The organism is Ramlibacter sp. AN1015, from assembly GCF_037726105.1.
Taxonomy (GTDB): Bacteria; Pseudomonadota; Gammaproteobacteria; order Burkholderiales; family Burkholderiaceae_C; genus Ramlibacter.
The window spans coordinates 18,741-35,105 of record NZ_JBBJUM010000011.1 but is presented as its reverse complement, the minus strand read 5'-3'; the positions used below and the strand labels follow the sequence as shown (position 1 = coordinate 35,105).

18 protein-coding genes are annotated in these 16,365 nt (G+C 67.7%); 6 read left to right on the top strand and 12 right to left on the bottom strand.

Annotated features, from left to right (window positions below):
• The first annotated feature begins 4 nt into the window (after positions 1-4).
• Positions 5-517 carry a GNAT family N-acetyltransferase gene (locus WG922_RS16895; RefSeq protein ID WP_340283943.1) on the top strand — a complete coding sequence of 171 codons (513 nt, stop codon included), beginning with the start codon at positions 5-7 and terminating at the stop codon, positions 515-517.
• 166 nt (positions 518-683) lie between these two features.
• A complete protein-coding gene (locus WG922_RS16890) occupies positions 684-1,160 on the top strand; it encodes a cupin domain-containing protein (protein ID WP_340283942.1) in 477 nt (158 codons plus the stop codon).
• Positions 1,161-1,682: 522 nt separating this feature from the next.
• On the opposite strand, the gene WG922_RS16885 is transcribed toward WG922_RS16890, so the two are convergent.
• The 7 genes from WG922_RS16885 to WG922_RS16855 form a co-directional block, all read right to left on the bottom strand.
• Positions 1,683-1,889 (bottom strand): hypothetical protein, encoded by a 207-nt coding sequence (locus tag WG922_RS16885; RefSeq protein WP_340283941.1) that lies wholly within the window; start codon positions 1,887-1,889, stop codon positions 1,683-1,685.
• A 225-nt stretch (positions 1,890-2,114) separates the two neighbouring features.
• On the bottom strand, positions 2,115-2,669 hold the full coding sequence (locus WG922_RS16880; protein WP_340283940.1) for a DUF1439 domain-containing protein: 555 nt from the start codon (positions 2,667-2,669) through the stop codon (positions 2,115-2,117).
• 168 nt (positions 2,670-2,837) lie between these two features.
• Entirely contained in the window at positions 2,838-3,770 is a 933-nt protein-coding gene (locus WG922_RS16875) for a BKACE family enzyme (RefSeq protein ID WP_340283938.1), read from the bottom strand.
• Between the two features lie 28 nt (positions 3,771-3,798).
• Complete coding sequence (locus tag WG922_RS16870; RefSeq protein ID WP_340283937.1) at positions 3,799-4,560, bottom strand: SDR family oxidoreductase; 762 nt, start codon at positions 4,558-4,560, stop codon at positions 3,799-3,801.
• A gap of 2 nt (positions 4,561-4,562) precedes the next feature.
• A complete protein-coding gene (locus WG922_RS16865; protein ID WP_340283935.1) occupies positions 4,563-5,540 on the bottom strand; it encodes a Bug family tripartite tricarboxylate transporter substrate binding protein in 978 nt (325 codons plus the stop codon).
• 52 nt (positions 5,541-5,592) lie between these two features.
• Entirely contained in the window at positions 5,593-5,922 is a 330-nt protein-coding gene (locus tag WG922_RS16860; protein WP_340283934.1) for an AtuA-related protein, read from the bottom strand.
• Between the two features lie 11 nt (positions 5,923-5,933).
• Complete coding sequence (locus WG922_RS16855) at positions 5,934-7,277, bottom strand: acyclic terpene utilization AtuA family protein (RefSeq protein WP_340283933.1); 1,344 nt, start codon at positions 7,275-7,277, stop codon at positions 5,934-5,936.
• Positions 7,278-7,375: 98 nt separating this feature from the next.
• Here WG922_RS16855 and WG922_RS16850 point away from each other — a divergent pair, with 98 nt between their 5' ends.
• Positions 7,376-8,296: a LysR family transcriptional regulator gene (locus tag WG922_RS16850; RefSeq protein WP_340283932.1), complete on the top strand. Its 921-nt coding sequence runs from the start codon at positions 7,376-7,378 to the stop codon at positions 8,294-8,296.
• A 148-nt stretch (positions 8,297-8,444) separates the two neighbouring features.
• Here WG922_RS16850 and WG922_RS16845 read toward each other — a convergent pair whose 3' ends face one another.
• Positions 8,445-9,269 (bottom strand): IclR family transcriptional regulator, encoded by an 825-nt coding sequence (locus WG922_RS16845; RefSeq protein ID WP_340283931.1) that lies wholly within the window; start codon positions 9,267-9,269, stop codon positions 8,445-8,447.
• Between the two features lie 86 nt (positions 9,270-9,355).
• Between WG922_RS16845 and WG922_RS16840 the strand changes: the two genes are divergently transcribed.
• The 3 genes from WG922_RS16840 to WG922_RS16830 all read left to right on the top strand — a co-directional run bounded on the left by WG922_RS16840 (position 9,356) and on the right by WG922_RS16830 (position 12,031).
• Entirely contained in the window at positions 9,356-9,850 is a 495-nt protein-coding gene (locus WG922_RS16840; protein WP_340283930.1) for a flavin reductase family protein, read from the top strand.
• A gap of 84 nt (positions 9,851-9,934) precedes the next feature.
• A complete protein-coding gene (locus WG922_RS16835) occupies positions 9,935-11,017 on the top strand; it encodes an LLM class flavin-dependent oxidoreductase (protein ID WP_340283929.1) in 1,083 nt (360 codons plus the stop codon).
• A gap of 45 nt (positions 11,018-11,062) precedes the next feature.
• Positions 11,063-12,031: a Bug family tripartite tricarboxylate transporter substrate binding protein gene (locus tag WG922_RS16830; RefSeq protein ID WP_340283928.1), complete on the top strand. Its 969-nt coding sequence runs from the start codon at positions 11,063-11,065 to the stop codon at positions 12,029-12,031.
• Between the two features lie 153 nt (positions 12,032-12,184).
• Here WG922_RS16830 and WG922_RS16825 read toward each other — a convergent pair whose 3' ends face one another.
• Genes WG922_RS16825 through WG922_RS16810 form a run of 4 tightly spaced genes read right to left on the bottom strand, consistent with a single transcriptional unit; the run spans position 12,185 to position 16,359 of the window.
• Positions 12,185-13,408 carry a CaiB/BaiF CoA transferase family protein gene (locus tag WG922_RS16825; RefSeq protein WP_340283927.1) on the bottom strand — a complete coding sequence of 408 codons (1,224 nt, stop codon included), beginning with the start codon at positions 13,406-13,408 and terminating at the stop codon, positions 12,185-12,187.
• Positions 13,405-14,325: an alpha/beta hydrolase gene (locus tag WG922_RS16820; RefSeq protein WP_340283926.1), complete on the bottom strand. Its 921-nt coding sequence runs from the start codon at positions 14,323-14,325 to the stop codon at positions 13,405-13,407. Before WG922_RS16820 ends, WG922_RS16825 begins: the two co-directional genes overlap by 4 nt.
• 4 nt (positions 14,326-14,329) lie before the next feature.
• On the bottom strand, positions 14,330-15,130 hold the full coding sequence (locus tag WG922_RS16815) for an enoyl-CoA hydratase (protein WP_445322847.1): 801 nt from the start codon (positions 15,128-15,130) through the stop codon (positions 14,330-14,332).
• Between the two features lie 11 nt (positions 15,131-15,141).
• Positions 15,142-16,359 (bottom strand): FAD-dependent monooxygenase, encoded by a 1,218-nt coding sequence (locus WG922_RS16810; RefSeq protein ID WP_340283925.1) that lies wholly within the window; start codon positions 16,357-16,359, stop codon positions 15,142-15,144.
• Positions 16,360-16,365 lie beyond the last annotated feature (6 nt).

Here is a 16,365-nt window from a genome sequence, read left to right as displayed (position 1 = left end):
AGCGATGACGGCAGATCACGTTTCGGTGCGGCAGGCCGAGGCGCAGGACGTTCCCGCCATCACGGCGCTGTACCGCCACTACGTACTCGGAAGCACCTGCACGTTCGAGACGCAGCCGCCCGATCCCGGCGCCATGTCCGAGCGAGTCCGGGCGGTGCAGCAACTGGGCTTGCCGTGGCTCGTCGCCCAGGAGCCGGCAGGCCGGCTGGTCGGCTATGCGTACGCTGCGCGCTATAGGGAGAGGGCGGCCTATCGGCACACCATCGAGAACAGCGTGTACGTGTGTCCCACCTCGCAGCGCGCGGGGATCGGCAGTCGCTTGCTGTCGGAACTGATCGCACGGGCGAGCGGCGGCGACTTCCTCCAGATGGTCGCGATCATCGGCGACAGCCGCAACGCCGCGTCGGTGGCACTGCACGCGCGGCATGGATTCCGCAAGGTCGGGGTGCTGGAAGACGTCGGCTTCAAGCTCGGGCAGTGGCTGGACACCGTCATCATGCAGCGCGGCTTGGGCTGAGCGCGGTCGCATTTCCAGACGTCATGCTGCGCGGGCACCTTTCGCATTCCACGCGCCAGTCCGGCCGCTTACAGTGACTCCGTGTGTCGCGTGTGTCGTGTGTGCCGCCGGTCGTCATGGCGCATGCCGCAACCCGCTTGACCCCTGACGCGCCCCGGAGGCATCGATGTCCCGCTCCAAACCGCTTGCCGTGATCCGCGCACTCGACCTGCCGCTGCGCCAGAAACCCACCAGCTACCCCGAGCCGTTCGCCTCACGCATGGCGCGGCGCCAGAAGCGGCCGGTCGGCGACGCAGTCGGCCTGCGCAACTTCGGCGTGAATCTCACGACCATCCTCCCGGGCGGCGAATCGGCCCTGCAGCATGCGCACTCCGCCCAGGACGAGTTCGTCTACGTGCTGGAAGGCACGCTGGTCCTGGTGCACGAGCATGGGGAGGCGGAACTCAGCGCGGGAATGTGCGCGGGCTTCCCAGCCGGTGGCGGGGCACACCATCTCGTTAATCGATCCGCGGCACCGGCCACCGTGCTGGAGATCGGAGACCGAAGCGAAGGCGACGCGGTGCGCTACCCGCGGGACGACCTTGAAGCGGCTTTCCATTCCGGGTGCTGGCACTTCCGGCACAAGGACGGAACGCCGTACTGAGGGGCGCAAGTAGCTCGCACACCCGGTTCAGCCGGACGAGTGACCCGAGCGCAACCTAAAGGCTACGCGCAGCTCATGGCCATCCGGGCCTGGAATACGGGCTGCCCCAGCGATGCGCCAGGACCAGCGCGGCCCGGGATGCGGGGGTCTGGGGAGCCGCCCCCGCCGCGTTCACGCGCCGTGACTTCCTGGCCGGACGCCGGGTTGCGTCGGCTTCGGCGGATTGCGCATCGCGGCGCCAGTCGAACGGCGAGATGATTTCTGCCGGGGCTTGCAGTTTTGAGGCTCGCATCCGTGTCGTCTCCGTTTCAGGTGCCATCGCATCATGCAGTCCAACGGAACAGCCAGCATGTCGGACGGCATCGCCCAACGCCGTCATTTCGTCAAATAACGGCAGGCCCGCAGCCGAAACCTCTTTGCGCGCGGACAGATGGACAGACACGTAGCGGACAGACACGTAGCGGCTCAGGGGGCTCGCCCTGGCCGCTGGTCTGGTGACGCCGTTTTCGCGTCGCGCGCGTCTCACCTGGAGCGCTTGCGGCGGCCGCCTTGCGTCTTCGGCTTGCCGAACCAGAACTCGAGCACCTGCTGCGTCGCGGCGGCCTGGCTCGCGGCGACCTGCCGCTTGGCAGCACTCGTCGCCTGGCCACGCGCACGTCCTGCGACGCTATTGGCGCCGCTGAGCCACATGCTCATGAACGGGTTCTTCTTCATCCAAGGGTTGCTCATACAGCTCCAAACCGGACCGAGGGCCCGCGCATGCGAGCATGGGGCTGCAGGAACGGCACCCCGCTAGGGATTGCGCCACTTCTCCGATCGACCCGCTCCTACGCCCCATCTTCGCGCGGGCGTCGAGCTTCAGCTGAAGGAGGGACTCAGGCGCGTGCATCCGCGGTGCGTGGCGGGCGGATCACAGCGGGGGCGCGGTTTGGCTTGGTGGTGGGAGCGAATCGCTTAGCGCCGCGTTTTCGGCTCGAACTCAACGACAAGTCCGTCGCCGACTACGGTGAGGCGCCCGGGTTGGAATCCCATGGTTTCGGGCAGGGCGAGCTCACTCGAGCTGAAGGTGTGGAGCACGATCTCGCCGACAGTGTCCCCACCCATGGTGGACAGAGCATCGCGCACGAGTCCCGTCCATTCGGGCGGCATGCCTGGCCACCGGAGATCGAGGAGGGTCATCTGGTGTGCGCGCAGCGTGCGGTCCGCCCCCTCGTAACGCAGGCTGAACGTCACGTCCAGGTCGCCCGGCGGAAGCCGGCCCGAGGCGCTGACGATGTCGGCCTGCAACCCCGCGCCAAGCCGGTTGCGGGCGGGGAGCAGGTGAAGCCGCGGGGCACTCACCTCGACGAAGATGAGTCCCGGAACGCCGACTCGCACCGGGAACCGGCTTGTCAGCGCCTGGTGCAACTCGGCCGCAGGCACCTTGTGACGCGGGCGGGGATCGTCCGTCGTGGCAAGCAGCGGCCCGGGCATGCACAGCAGCGCGGCGGTTACGAGGCGTCGGTCCATTGCCCCTGCATTGTCGTTCGGTGCCGCGGCGTCTCGATCCATCCGCGGGGCCCGGCGCGCGTGTGTCTTGGCTGTCGGCCATAAGTCTCATCCGGGTACTGCATGGACTCGCGATGCGCGACGGGCGGAGCAGGCAGCAAGACCTTCTGACGGTCAAAGCACACGCGTTCAAAACCCCACCTGCGCCGACCCCTTCAACTTCAGCAGCTGCCTTGCATCCGCCGGCGTCGCGATCTCCAAGCCCATTCCCTCGAGAACGCCGCGCACGCGTCGCACCTGGTCGGCGTTGCTTCGTGCCAGCACCCCAGGCCCATCCCACAGCGAGTCTTCCAGGCCGACGCGGACGTTGCCGCCTTGGGCGGCGGCGGTGGCGGCGATGTTCATCTGTGATCGACCGGCGCCCAGCACGCTCCAGACATAGTCGGTCCCGAACAGCCGGTCGGCCGTGCGTTTCATGTGCGCCACGTCGTCGGGATGGCTGCCGATGCCCCCGAGGATGCCGAAGACGGTCTGGACGAACAGCGGCGGGGTGGCGAGCTTGCGGTCCAGGAAGTGCGCCAGGTTGTACAGGTGCGCGGTGTCGTAGCACTCGAATTCGAAGCGCGTGCCGTTGTCGGTGCCGCGCGTGAGCACGTACTCGATGTCCGCGAAGGTGTTCTTGAAGACCAGGTCGCGCGTGCCCTCGAGATACTGGCGCTCCCAGGCATGCTGGAATTCCTTGTAGCGCTGCAGCATCGGGAACAGCCCGAAGTTCATCGAGCCCATGTTCAGCGACGCGACCTCAGGGCGCAGCTGCAGTGCGGGCTGCATGCGTTCCTTCACGCTCATCGTGGGCGCGCCGCCGGTGGTCAGGTTGACCACCACGTCGCTGCGCGCCTTCACGTCGCCCACGAACGCACGGAACGCGTCGGGAGACTGGTCGGGCCGGCCGTCCTCGGGATTGCGCGCGTGCAGGTGGACGATGGCCGCACCGGCCTCGGCGGCCTGCACCGCCGCGTCGGCGATCTGCTGCGCGGTGACGGGCAGGTGCGGGGACATGGACGGCGTATGGATCGAGCCGGTGACGGCGCAGGTCACGATCACTTTCCGGGGAGATGGCATGGCTTCGCTGCTCCTTTTCGACAAGCCTTCAGCGGCCGCCGGAGACGTCGAGGACCGCCCCGTGCACGTAGGACGATTCCTCCTCGGCCAGCCAGAGCGCCGCCTGCGCCACTTCGCGGGCGCTGCCGTCCCGCCCCAGGGGAACGGCGGTCTTGGCCATCTGCTGCATGGGGGCGATGCCGCCGTGCACGTCGTGTATGTCCGTGGCGATCAGGCCCGGACGCAAGGTATTGACGCGGATGCCTTCAGGCCCCACTTCCTTGGCGAGCGCCAGGTTGAACGAGTCGATGGCGCCCTTGGAGCCGGCATACGCCGAGCCGCCGGCCAGGCCACCCAGGCGGGACGCCACCGAGGACATGTTGACGATCACGCCTCCCTTGCCGCCGCGAGACCTGGCCATGCGCCTGACGGCTTCGCGCGCGCAGTAGTAGGCGCTGAACACGTTGGCCGCGTACAGGTCGGCCACGTTGTGCTCATCGACGTCGGCGATCCGGAAACTCGCAAGCACGCCGGCGTTGTTCACGAGTGCATCCAGGGGGCCGAGCGCGTCGTCGAGCTGCGCGAACATGCGCACTACCTCCGGAAGCTTCCCGACATCGGCCTGCAGTGCCACGGCTTCGCCGCCCATCGCGCGGATGCGCCCGACCACCTCCTGCGCCGCAGCCTCGCTGCGCAGGTAGTTCACGGCGACGCGCCAGCCGCGCTCCGCGGCGAGCAGCGCGATCTCCGCGCCGATACCGCGGCTGGCGCCGGTGACCAGCATCACTCTTGCGTTTCGGGAGTCGCTCATGTTCATTCCGGCTGGATGTTGGCTTCCTTGGCCATGCGCTTCCACTTGGTGACTTCGTCTGCCATGAAGGTCTTGAGCTGGGCGGCCGGCATCGGCATGGGCTGCAGGCCGATTCCGGCCAGCTTGTCCTTGACCTCTGGCTTCCTGAGCGCCTCGGTGGTGGCTGCGTTGAGCTTCTGGACGACGTCCTGCGGCATGCCCGCCGGACCCGCGATGGCGAACCAGGCCGTCACGTCGAAGCCGGGCATGGTCTCGGCCAATGCCGGCCAGTCGGGCGCCAGCGACGAGCGCTTGGGCGAGGTGACGCCCAGTGCCCGCATCTTTCCGCCCTTCACCTGGGCGAGGGAGTTGCCCAGGTCCACGAAGGTGAAATCCACCGTCCCGGCGAGCACGTCGTTCACGGCCAGCGGAATGCCCTTGTACGGAACGGGAAGCGCGTTCACATTGGCCAGCCGGTTCAGGTTGGCGATGCTGATCTGGGAGGTGGACGAGCCGAAGCCCGCATTGATCTTGCCGGGGCGTTCCTTGAGGTAGTTGACGAACTCGTCGATGTTCTTGGCCGGGTGATCGGTCTTCACCATGAGCGCGAGCGTCGTCTCGCCGACACCCGCCACCGGCGTGAGCTCCTTGAGCGGGTCGTACGGCATGGTCTTGAGCAGGGCCACGTTGGAGGCGAGGGCAGAGTTCGAGGAGAAGAACAGGGTGTAGCCGTCCGGAGCCGACCGGATCACGTCCATCGCGGCGATGGAGCCGCCGGCGCCGGGCTTGTTGTCCACCACGAAGCCCTGGCCGAGTGCAGTGCCGAGCTGCTGCGCGATGACCCGCGCGGCGAGGTCGGTCGCGCTGCCGGCCGGGAACGGCACCACCAGCTTGACCGGCCGGCTCGGGTAGGGTGCGCTGCCCTGCGCCGGGGCCGATGTGGCGCCCGCGGCGAGCGCGACGCCCACGGCGATGGATTGCAGAAACGTGCGTGTTTTCATGCCTTGTCTCCTGAAGAAGCGATGCAGAAAGCGAAAGCGTGATGGTCCATGCTCACGCGGCGGGACCGGGGCTGCTCACCTTCATGGTCAACAGGTGGAAGGAAAGCGCCTTGCCGTGCATGTCGAGGTTGAGCGAATCGTTGACGCCGCCATCGAGCACGTCCTCGATGACGAAGTTCATGGCCCCCAGCCTGGGCAGCAGGTAGCGCCGCACCCGCGTCGGCTTGCGTGCGGAGAAGTGCGCGGCCACCCGCTCGGTTGTCACCTGGTCCACCAGCAGCGGATAGTCCTGCTCGCGCAGGGCGATGAGGCTGATGTTGATGTGGTTGCCCTTGTCGCCCGTTCGGGCATGGGCGAGGTCGTAGAGAAGGACGTCGTTCATGGAGGCTCCGGTCACTCGGCGTGGAAGGCGAAAGAGGTCGCGAGCAGCTCGCGCGGAATGAGGCAGGCCCGGTTCGACAGCCGCTGGCGCTTGGCGGTGCGCACCCCGCCGCCGCCCGCCGGCCCGCCGGTCCACAGGGCCATCACGTCGCGCAGGAGCGCATCGACTTCGCCCTCCGATTCGTGCTTGCCCGCCACCCGCAGGCGAACATCGGTGTGCCTTCCGATGGGGGCCGCCGCCAGCATCTGGCCGGTGTCATCGTCCAGGATGCTGCTGATGCCGAGCAGGTCGAACCGCAGCGGCAGGCGGCTGCCCATGCGCTTGCGAACGACCTCCATTGCCAGGCGCGCGCGCGCTTCGGCATTCGGGCCGGCGTAGGAGATCTCCGCTTCACCCAGCCAGCCGCCGTCGAAATACACCAGCGCCTTCAAGGTGCCCGTGCGCGGGTGGCCCTTGACGCCAGCGAGCCGCACGCGGTCGGGGCCGACCTGGGTGACGGTGGCCTCGGTGATGTCGGCCACCACGTCGGGGGTGAGGTACGCGGCCGGGTCGTGTACTTCGTACAGCAGTTGTTCCTTGACGGTGCGGCAATCGACCAGGCCGCCGGTCGCATCGGCCTTGCCGATGACGCAGCTGCCGTCGGCCTCGATCTCGGCGATGGGGAAGCCGACGTTCTCCAGGCCCGGCACGTCCTTGCGCCCAGGGTCCGCGAAATAGCCACCGCTGACCTGCGCGCCGCATTCGAGCAGATGGCCCGCCATGGTCCCGCCGGCAAGCGGGTCCAGGTCATCGGGTTGCCAGCCGAAGTGGGCGATGGCCGGCCCCAGCACCAGGGACGGATCCGCCACCCGGCCCGTGACCACCACCTGGGCGCCGGCCTCGATGGCGCGCGCGATCTCGAACGCACCCTGGTAGGCGTTGGCGCAGACGAAGCGCTGGTCGTCGAAGGCGCCCAGGTGCTCGCGCACGATCGCGCGCCCCCTGGCATCGGACAGGTCGTCGCCCTTGACGACGGCGATGCGTGGCATGGGCAGCCCCAGTTCGGCCGAGAGCGCCGCGATCGCGCGGGCCGCGCCATCCGGGTTGGCCGCGCCGAAGTTGCCCACGATCGTGATGCCATGAGCCAGGCAATCGGCCAGCACCGGGCGAAGCTCCTGCTGCAGCAGCGGCTCGTAGCCAGCCTCGGGCCTGGCCTTGCGCGCCAGCTGCTGCTGGGCCAGCGTGCGCTCGGCGAGGTTCTCGAAAATCAGGGCGGCGGGGCCACCCCGGGCAATGAGCGTGCGGACCACCGGCGGTGCCGCATCGACGCGGTCCCCGGAGAAGCCGGCGCCGCATCCGACGGCAAGTGTTTTCACGGCAGGTTCCCTTCAATCCTTCGATATCGGTGGCCACTGTGCGCCGGCACGCCATGAAAGTAAACTGGACTTATTCGAACGACTGTTCCAGTTTTCTGATGAATCTCTCCGGGCGACTCGTCGATGCTTTCGTGGCGCTGGAAGAAACGCGTCGGTTCGCGCGGGCGGCCGAGCGCTGCCATATGTCGCCCTCGGCCTTCAGCCAGCTGATCAGCCGCCTGGAAGATCAGGTGGGCACGCGGCTGTTCGACCGCGACACGCGCAACGTCTCGCTCACGCCCGAAGGCGAGGTTTTCTCCCAGGGCGCGCATCGCATCGCGCTCGAGATGAAGGCGACCTTGGACGCACTGCGCGACCGTGCGCAGCACAGGGTGGGGCGGGTCAGCGTGGCGGCCCCGCCTACGCTCTCCGCGGCCTGGCTGCCTGAGCGCATGGCGAAATTCGCGCGCCTGCATCCGGGCATCGAACTGAGGCTGTTCGACGAGATCTCGGACCGCTGCCTGCAGATGATCGCCCGCGGCGACGTCGATTTCGGGCTCAACGCGCAGCCTGGCCCGGAACACGAACTCCAGGCGCAACTGCTTTTCCAGGAGCCGAGCTTCGTCATCTGCCGAGACGACAACCCGCTGGCCGCCAGGAAAAGCATCGGACTGCGTGACCTGCGGCACCAGCCCTTCGTCCATACGCTGCGCACCGGCAGTGTCTGGCAGCACCTGCAGCCGATCGTTCAGGCCGCCGAGGTACGCGACACGGGGCTCGAGGTCAACCAGCTCGGCACGCTGGGGGGGCTGGTGGCGGCGGGCTTCGGCATCAGCATCGTGCCGCAGTTCGCCCTGCAGTTGTGCCAGCGGCCGGGAGTGGCGGCGGTCGTGCTCAAGGCGGAGAACTCGAGCCGGCCTATCTACCTCGTGCGTCGAAGGGACCGCAGTCTCTCGGCTGCCGCTGTGGCCTTCCATGATCTCCTGCTGGCCGATGCTCTGCCCAAATCGCGGGGGCAGGGCGGCCGCGTCGGCCGTTGAGCGACTGAGCAGGCGAAGGGCAGCTCGAACGGACGGTCCCGCTTGTGCGGCCGACGCACGTCGGCCAGCGCTTTGTTGTTGCCAGCGTGCCAGGCCAGTGGCGTCGCCGGATGCAAGGTGATGAGGTTGTGCGCGGTCACTAGGGTGCTCATGGCATTGGGACCGCGGCCGCCCAGCGTTGCGCCGGCGCCCCCAGCAGCCGGGACAGCTCGCGGCCGGCGGCGTGCAGTGCCGCGACGTGGTTGCCGGTCGGCGACTTGTCGATCAGCTCGACGGGGGCGGTGATCGTGAGCGCATACGCCACGCCGTCGCGTTCGTCCCAGATCGGGACGCTCAAGGCGCCGTAGCCGGGCAGGGCGTCCAGCATCACGTCGGCATGGCCCGTGCGGCGCACCGCCGCGGCGATGCTGTCCAGCAGGCGGTCGCATTCGGCGCGCGCCATTCGGCCGCCACGTTCCTTCAGGACCACCGGCCGCGTGGCTTCGCGCGGCAGCAAGGTAGCGAACACGTGGCCGCCGGCGGTGGACAGCATGGACACCGGCCCGTTGCGCAGCTCGAACATGTGGTTGCGCGGGTCCGGCTTGTTGAAGAGGATCACCGGTCCTTGCGCGCTCCAGATCAGCACGGCCACGCCCAGCCCGGTCTGCTCGCTGAGCGCCACCGCTCGTGTACGGATCAGCTCGAATCGGTCCACCTGCCGCGCCGCCGCGAGGCCCAGCGCCGCGAGGCTCGGCCCGAGCCGGTACTGGCCCCGCGCGTCCGCCGCAACCATCCCCGTGCGGATGAAACTGGCCAGGTAGTTGTGCACTGCGCTGGGGGACATGCCGGCCCGGGCGGAGATCGTCTTCAGGGCCACGGCATCCGGCCCCTGCTGGATGGCCGTGAGGATGCGGTAGCCGAGTTCGATGGACTGGATGCCACGTGGTCCGCTGGGGCGGGTAGTCGGGACATCGGCGGCTGAAGAGTCAGGCATGTGTTCGGATTTTCCCGGGGCCCACGGGAGCGGCCCGGCGTCTACAATTTTGATCATTATCAAAGACTTCAACATTGTTGAAAATGGTGGAAAACGAGCAAACGCCCTGGGTGGACTCCGCGTCGTACCGCCAGGCCATGCGCAAGGTGCCTTCGGCCGTGGCAGTCGTCACCGCGGAACACGAAGGGCGCAGGCGCGGACTCACCGCCACGGCGGTCTGCAGCGTCAGCGCCGATCCGCCGCAGGTGCTGGCCTGCGTCAACAAGGACGGGCGCGCCCACTGCTGCATCGCGCAGGCGAGTGCCTTCGGCATCAACTACCTTGCCGAGTCGCAGATCGATCTGGCGCTCGCGTTCTCCCGCCCGGTGGAAGACGCCGACCAGCGCTTCCAGGAGGCCGAGTGGGACCCCGGCATCGGTGGTGTGCCGCTGCTGCGCGGCGCGCTCGTCTCGTTTGCGTGCCGCGTCGTACAGACCGTCGATTGCGGCACCCACACCATCTTCGTCGGCGAGATCCTCCAGATCAGCCAGCAGGACCAGCGCTCGTTGCTCTACAAGAGCGGCGAGTTCATCCCCGCCTGAGAGGAGCCGGGCGCGCCCCTGGCAATGGAAGGTTCTCCCGCCGGCCACCCGCGAACTCCCCCCCGGCCTCCAGCTGCTACCCCCATGACCACAGTGACTCCCCACGACCCCTCTTTCGGCGTCTTCGACCACATGGACCGCGGGCCGCTGCCCTTGGCCGACCAGTTCGAGCAGCGGCTGCAGCTGGTGCAGGCCTACGAGCAGGCGGGCTTCCATGCGTACCACGTTGCCGAGCACCATTCGACGCCACTTGGCATCGCGCCGTCGCCCAGCGTGTACCTGGCAGCCGTGGCGCAGCGCACCAGCCGGATCCGCTTCGGCCCGCTGGTGTATACGCTCAGCCTCCACCACCCGTTACGCGTGGCCGAGGAGATCTGCATGCTGGACCAGATGAGCCGCGGGCGGCTGGAGGTCGGCTTCGGCCGCGGCGTGTCTCCGTACGAGGTCGGGTACTACGGCGTCGATCCCGCGCAGGCGCAGGGCCTGTACCACGAGGGCTACCAGGTCATCCTGCAGGCGCTCACGCAGCGCAGCGTCAATTTCAGCGGCAAGCACTACACCTTCCGGGACGTGCCCACGGTCCTGGAGTGCTACCAGAAGCCCGTCCCGCCGATCTGGTACGGCGTCGGCCTGCCCGAGGGGGCCAAGTGGGCCGCGGACAACGGGATCAACATCGTCTGCAACGGGCCGTCCGGCAGCGTCAAGGCGGTCACCGATCGCTATCGAGAGCACTGGACTGCCAGAGGCGCGAACGGACCCATGCCCCGCATGGGGGTGAGCCGCCACGTCGTCGTGGCAGACACCGATGCGGAGGCAGTGCGCATCGCACGGCCCGCTTACAGGATGTGGCGCGAACGCCTGATGCACCTGTGGGTCCAGCATGGCACCAAGCCCGCCACGCTGGCTTTCCCGGAGGAATTCGACGACGCGCAGGCTGCGGGCCTGGGCATCGCCGGCTCAGCGGAGACGGTCCGCCACTGGGTCGAGGACGAAGTGCAGCGCACCGGCATCAACTACCTGGTGTGTCGGCTCGCGTTCGGCGATCTCCGCTGCGAAGACTCTCAGCGATCCGCGCGCCTGTTCGGCAGCCACGTGCTGGCCAGGCTGCGCCGCCCGGCAGCGAAACCTGATGCCGACGCAGCGCACATTCCGGCACTCTTGACCTGACCTGAACCCCCGTCCATCAACCCTAGCAAAGAGAGAGAGACAAGCATGAAGAAGAACATCTGGGGCCTGGTGTGTGCTGCCGTCCTGGCATGCGCCCCCATGTCCTCCATCGCCCAGGCGTGGCCGACCAAGCCGGTGAAGTTTGTGCTTCCCGGCCCCCCGGGCAGCAGCCCGGACCGCATCACGCGCCTGATCGCCGAGCGCCTGAGCAACAAGTGGGGACAGCCGGTGGTGATCGACAACAAGCCGGGCGCGTCCACGCGTGTGGGCGCGGAAATCGTGGCCCGCTCGGCGCCCGATGGCTACACGCTGCTGTCGACCTTCGTGACGCACTCCACCGTCAAGCTGCTCTATCCGCAGACGCCATACGACCCGGTCAACGACTTCGCCGCCATCACGCAGTACGCCACGCCGGAGTCCATCTTTGCGGTGCACACCGACTCGCCGTACAAGACGTTCCAGGAGCTGGTGGCGGGCGTGAAGGCGGCCAACAGGCCGCTTCGCTATGCACACTTCGGCAACGGCTCCAGTTTCCACGTGTATGGATTGATGGTCGGCCGCGACGCCGGAATCCAGGTGCTGCCCGTGCCGTACAAGGGCGAGGCGCTGCAGATGAACGACCTGCTGGGCGGACACATCGAATCCAGCTTCAACTCCGTCGGCACGGCGCTGCCGCACATCCGCGCTGGCAAGGTGCGACCGCTCGGCATCATCACGTCCGAGCGCTCGAAGGTCCTGCCCGACGTGCCCACTTTCAAGGAGCTGGGTATCAAGGGCATGGAGCGAGGCGGGTGGTTCGGTTTTCTCGCGCCGTCCGGCACTCCGCAGCCCGTCATCGACAAGATCTACCGGGACGTGAAGGAGATCCTCACCGACCCCGAGGTGTCCAAGATCATGCGGGACCAGGGGATCGAGCCGGTGGGCTCCACGCCAGAAGAATTCGCGCGAACGATTCGCAACGACGTGGAGGAGTGGCGCAAGCTGGTCGTCGAGTTCGACGTGAAGCCCAGCTGAGCCTTGTTCCCCGGCAGCCTCGACCCGCACCTGGCCGCGGCCCTGGCCGGGGAGGTGGCGAAGTGCCGGCGGTACGCGCCGGCTCGGCGCTCCCATCGTTTGCGCACGCCGTGAACTCGCCGTGCCCTGTCGAGGAGCACTGGCGAAAGCGCTTCAGACCACGTGCAGTTCGCGCATCTTCGCGATCTGTTCCTCTGTCAGGCCGACCTGCTCACGCAGCACCTGCTCGGTGTGCTGGCCGATGGTCGGTGCGGCCGACCCGTAGCGAATCGGGGTGGCTGAGTAGCGGATCGGGCTGGCGACCGCGGGCGACTGCACGCCGCAGGCGTGGGGCAGGGTGACCTTCAGGCCCCGGTGCTGCACCTGCGGATCTTCGAACACCTGGCGCAGGTCGTTGATCGGACCGCAGGGGACGTTGGACGGCTCCAGCAGTGCGACCCATTCCGCCATGGTCTTGCGAAGCATGGCTTCTGCCACCTGGGGCACGAGCAGCTCGCGGTTGCGGCTTCGCTGGGCCGGGGATTCGAAGCGCGGGTCGCTGGCCAGGTCGGGACGCCCAATCAGCTTGCAGAAGGTGGCGTACTGGGTGTCGTTCCCGATCGCCACGATGATGTCGCCCTCCCTGCAGCGAAACACCTGGTAGGGGACCATGTTCGAGTGGCCGTTGCCCAGCCGCTGCGGGATGTGTCCCGACAGGAAGTAGTTCATGGCCGCGCAGCTCGTGACATTGACGAGGCAGTCCAGCAGCGAAATGTCGATGTGCTGTCCCTCTCCGCTCACATGCCGGTGTTCCAGCGCAGCGAGGATTGCCGTGGCCGCGTAGATGCCTGTCACGATGTCGGTGATCGGAATGCCGGTCTTCAGCGGCCCGCCTCCCGGCTCGTCGTCGGGCAGCCCCGTGATGCTCATGAGCCCACCCATGCCCTGGAAAATATAGTCATAGCCGGGCAGGTGTGCATAGGGCCCGCTTTGCCCGAATCCGGTGACGGAGCAATAGACCAGGCGGGGGTTGAGCGTGCGCAGGTCCTCATGGCCCAGGCCATAGCGTGACAGCGTGCCGACCTTGTAGTTTTCCACCAGCACGTCTGCGTCCCGCGCGAGCCGTCGCACGATCTCCTGGCCCTCGGCAGTCGCTATATCGAGGGTCACCGACTTCTTTCCGCGGTTCGCGCTCAGGAAGTACGCGGCATCCGAGGTGTCCTTGCCCTCCGGGTCCTTGAGGAATGGCGGGCCCCAGCCGCGCAGATCGTCGCCCGCGCCGGGGCGTTCGATCTTGATCACTTCGGCTCCCATGTCGGCGAGGATCTGCGTGCCCCACGGGCCCGCCAGAACCCGGGTGAGATCGAGAACCTTGATGTGTCCGAGTGCTGTCTTCATGCGTTGCTTCTTGTCAGGGCGTGGCTATCCATCGCGGCGCGCAAGAACGTTGCCGCTTGCTCGATGGCGGCGTCGGCTTCGGGCAGGCGCCCGGTGAACAGCTGGAACACGTGCACCATGCCGTTCCAGACGCTCAGGCGCGCATCGGTGCCTTGCGAGGCGGCGCGTTCCACCAGCTGGACCGCGTCGTCCAGAAGCACTTCGTCGCTTCCGACCTGCACCAGGAGCGGCGGCAGCCGCGCCAGGTTGGCGTGGATCGGCGAAGCCAGCGGCTCACGCGGGTCGGCCATCTTGCCCAGGTACGTTCGCGCCATCTGCAGAATCACCGTGCGCTGCGTCACCGGATCGCGCGCGGCATTGCGTGCATACGACGCACCGCTAGCCTCCATGTCCACCCACGGAGACATCGCCACCGCTGCAGCTGGCAGCGGGAGCGACTTGTCGCGCAGCAAGGTCATGAGGGCGACCGCGATCCCCGCACCGGCGGAGTCGCCCGCGATGCCGACCTGCTCGCCCGTGAAGCCCCGCGCGAGGAGCCAGCGCCACACCAGCAGCGAATCCTCGACAGGCGCAGGGAAGCGGTGTTCGGGGGCGAGGCGATAGTCGATGCCGAGCACCGAGCAGCCCGACGCCGCAGAAAAGGCAACCATCACGTTGTGATGCGAATCGAGCGAGCCGACCTGGTAGCCGCCGCCGTGCAGATACACGATCGCGCGCTCGCGGCTCGCGCCCGGTGCCCGCACCCAGCGGCAGGGCACGCCGTTCGCGTCCACCGGCTCGAGCTCCGCTGCAACGTGTCCGCTGCGCAGAAACGTGTCCCACTGCCGGCGCATCTCGCCGATCGTGGTGCCCGGCCCCCAGCCGGCATACAGGCGGCGAAAGTCCTCGGCGATGGAACGGAGAGGGTCCTGCGCCACGACATCAGCTCCGCGATGCGCCGGGAGAACGTTGAATGGCATTGGCGAGGCCCTCGGTGCGGCGCCGCTGGAAACCTTCCGACTGGTGGCTCAGCTGGTGGCTGTCGAAGTGCGCCTGCACCGACGTGCGCAGGCCCTGCGCATCGAGGCCGCGATTGATAGAGCGTTTGACCAGCTTGAGGGCAAACGGATCGCACTGCGCAATGCGCCCGGCCATGCGCAAAGTCTCGGCCTCGAGGTCGGCGCGCGGCACCACCGTGTTGACCATGCCGAGTTCATGGGCCTCCCGCGCCGTCAAGCGGCTGCCGGTGAACAGAAACTCCTTGGCCTTGCGTGCATTCATCACCCACGGATGAATCAGCACCTCGACTGCAGCGGCGCCCAGCGTGTGGCACACCGGATCTGAGAAGAACGCGTCCTCCGATGCGACGATGAGATCGCACATGTTCGCCACCATGAAGCCGCCTGCGATGCAGGCGCCGCTCACCTGCGCGATGGTGGGCTTGGGGCAGTCCCAGATGTTCATCGCGTAGCGGAAGTAGTAGCGCTCCTCAAAGGCCCAGCGCTCTTCGACGGTGAAGTTGCTGCGCTTGGCCGCCGCTTCCTTCAGGTCGTGGCCCGCAGAGAAGTGGTCGCCCTTGCCGCCGATGACGATCACGCGAACGGCATCGTCCGCGCTGGCCGCCTGCAAGGCATCGTCCAGCTCCTGCAGCAGGCCCTGGCTTTCGGCGTTGCGAGCATGCGGACGGTTGTGCCAGATGTGGGCGATGGCGCCGTCGGTCTCATAGAGGATGTGTTCGTTCAAGGGGGTTCTCCTCACCACGCGCGAAGGGAGCGCCATGCGTCGTCGGTGCCGCGTGCGGCGGCATCGGCGTCATAGCCGAAAAGCCACTCCTGCTGCGGCAGGAACGTGCCGCTGTACTGCGCGTCGTACTTGCGGAACTTCGCGTTGCGCTCGGCAACCTGCGCCGCATCGCTCATGTGGAACCGCTCTTCGGCGGACCGCGATTGGGCCTGCACCCGGGTGGCGCGGTCCAGGCGAAGGGCCTGGTAGCGCGCGAGGGCGCGCTCCGGGTCGCTCTCGAGCTGCAGCACGCGCGCCAGCACCCAGGCGTCTTCCATGCTCTGCACCGCACCCTGCGCATGGTAGGGAAGCATCGCGTGCGCGGAGTCCCCCAGCAAAGCGATGCGCCCGCGGACCCACGAGGTGAGCGGGTTGCGGTCGTACAGCGCGGTCACGAACGGTTTGGCGGTGAGCCGGACCAGTCCGAGCACTTCCTCGTTCCATCCGGCGTGCTCCTGCAGGACTTCCTCCACCGTCGCCGTCGCGGACCAGGACTCCTTGCGGTTCTCGGGAGAGCTTCCGATGCAGATCCAGTTGATCTTGCGGCCGCCGGACACGTAGTAGATGACTGCGCTGTGGCCCGGGCCCATCCACACATGCGCAGACGGGCTGATGTTCAGGTGCCGGGCCGCGTCCGCGTCCACCAGCCCGCGCCATGCCACGCAGCCGGAAGAGTGCGGCGCATCCGCCTGGAACAGCTGCGTGCGCACCAGGGAGTGAATGCCATCGGCTCCCACGAGAACGTCGCCTTCCTCGCAGCGTCCGTCGCCCAGACGCGCACGTACGCGGTCGCCCACCTGTTCAACCGCCGTGATCCTGCATCCCAGGCGCACGCGCGCCGCATCCAGTGCGCCGGTGAGCACGGCAATCAGGTCGGCACGGTGTGCGTGGTAGTAGGGAGAGCCGAAGTGCACGCCGATCTGCGGCATCAGCGGGTTGCGCATGAGCACTTCCCCCGACTGCCAGTCGCGGTACAACAATTCACGCGGCTCGAACGCCACGGTGGCAAGCGCCTCATGGACCCCGAGGTGCTTCAACACCACGACGCCATTGGGGCTCAGTTGCACCCCGGCGCCCACTTCCTCCAGGCGTTGCGCCTGCTCCAGCACCACACAGTCGATGCCAAAACGCTGAAGTGCCAGCGCAAGGGTGGCCCCGCCGATGCCGCAGCCCGCAATTATGACGCGCATCCCGGC

Coding starts and splice junctions, on each gene's coding strand:
- WG922_RS16895 (WP_340283943.1), top strand. CDS start 5: ATGACGGCAGATCACGTTTCGGTGCGGCAGGCCGAGGCGCAGGACGTT.
- WG922_RS16890 (WP_340283942.1), top strand. CDS start 684: ATGTCCCGCTCCAAACCGCTTGCCGTGATCCGCGCACTCGACCTGCCG.
- WG922_RS16885 (WP_340283941.1), bottom strand. CDS start 1,889: ATGAGCAACCCTTGGATGAAGAAGAACCCGTTCATGAGCATGTGGCTC.
- WG922_RS16880 (WP_340283940.1), bottom strand. CDS start 2,669: ATGGACCGACGCCTCGTAACCGCCGCGCTGCTGTGCATGCCCGGGCCG.
- WG922_RS16875 (WP_340283938.1), bottom strand. CDS start 3,770: ATGCCATCTCCCCGGAAAGTGATCGTGACCTGCGCCGTCACCGGCTCG.
- WG922_RS16870 (WP_340283937.1), bottom strand. CDS start 4,560: ATGAGCGACTCCCGAAACGCAAGAGTGATGCTGGTCACCGGCGCCAGC.
- WG922_RS16865 (WP_340283935.1), bottom strand. CDS start 5,540: ATGAAAACACGCACGTTTCTGCAATCCATCGCCGTGGGCGTCGCGCTC.
- WG922_RS16860 (WP_340283934.1), bottom strand. CDS start 5,922: ATGAACGACGTCCTTCTCTACGACCTCGCCCATGCCCGAACGGGCGAC.
- WG922_RS16850 (WP_340283932.1), top strand. CDS start 7,376: ATGAATCTCTCCGGGCGACTCGTCGATGCTTTCGTGGCGCTGGAAGAA.
- WG922_RS16845 (WP_340283931.1), bottom strand. CDS start 9,269: ATGCCTGACTCTTCAGCCGCCGATGTCCCGACTACCCGCCCCAGCGGA.
- WG922_RS16835 (WP_340283929.1), top strand. CDS start 9,935: ATGACCACAGTGACTCCCCACGACCCCTCTTTCGGCGTCTTCGACCAC.
- WG922_RS16830 (WP_340283928.1), top strand. CDS start 11,063: ATGAAGAAGAACATCTGGGGCCTGGTGTGTGCTGCCGTCCTGGCATGC.
- WG922_RS16825 (WP_340283927.1), bottom strand. CDS start 13,408: ATGAAGACAGCACTCGGACACATCAAGGTTCTCGATCTCACCCGGGTT.
- WG922_RS16810 (WP_340283925.1), bottom strand. CDS start 16,359: ATGCGCGTCATAATTGCGGGCTGCGGCATCGGCGGGGCCACCCTTGCG.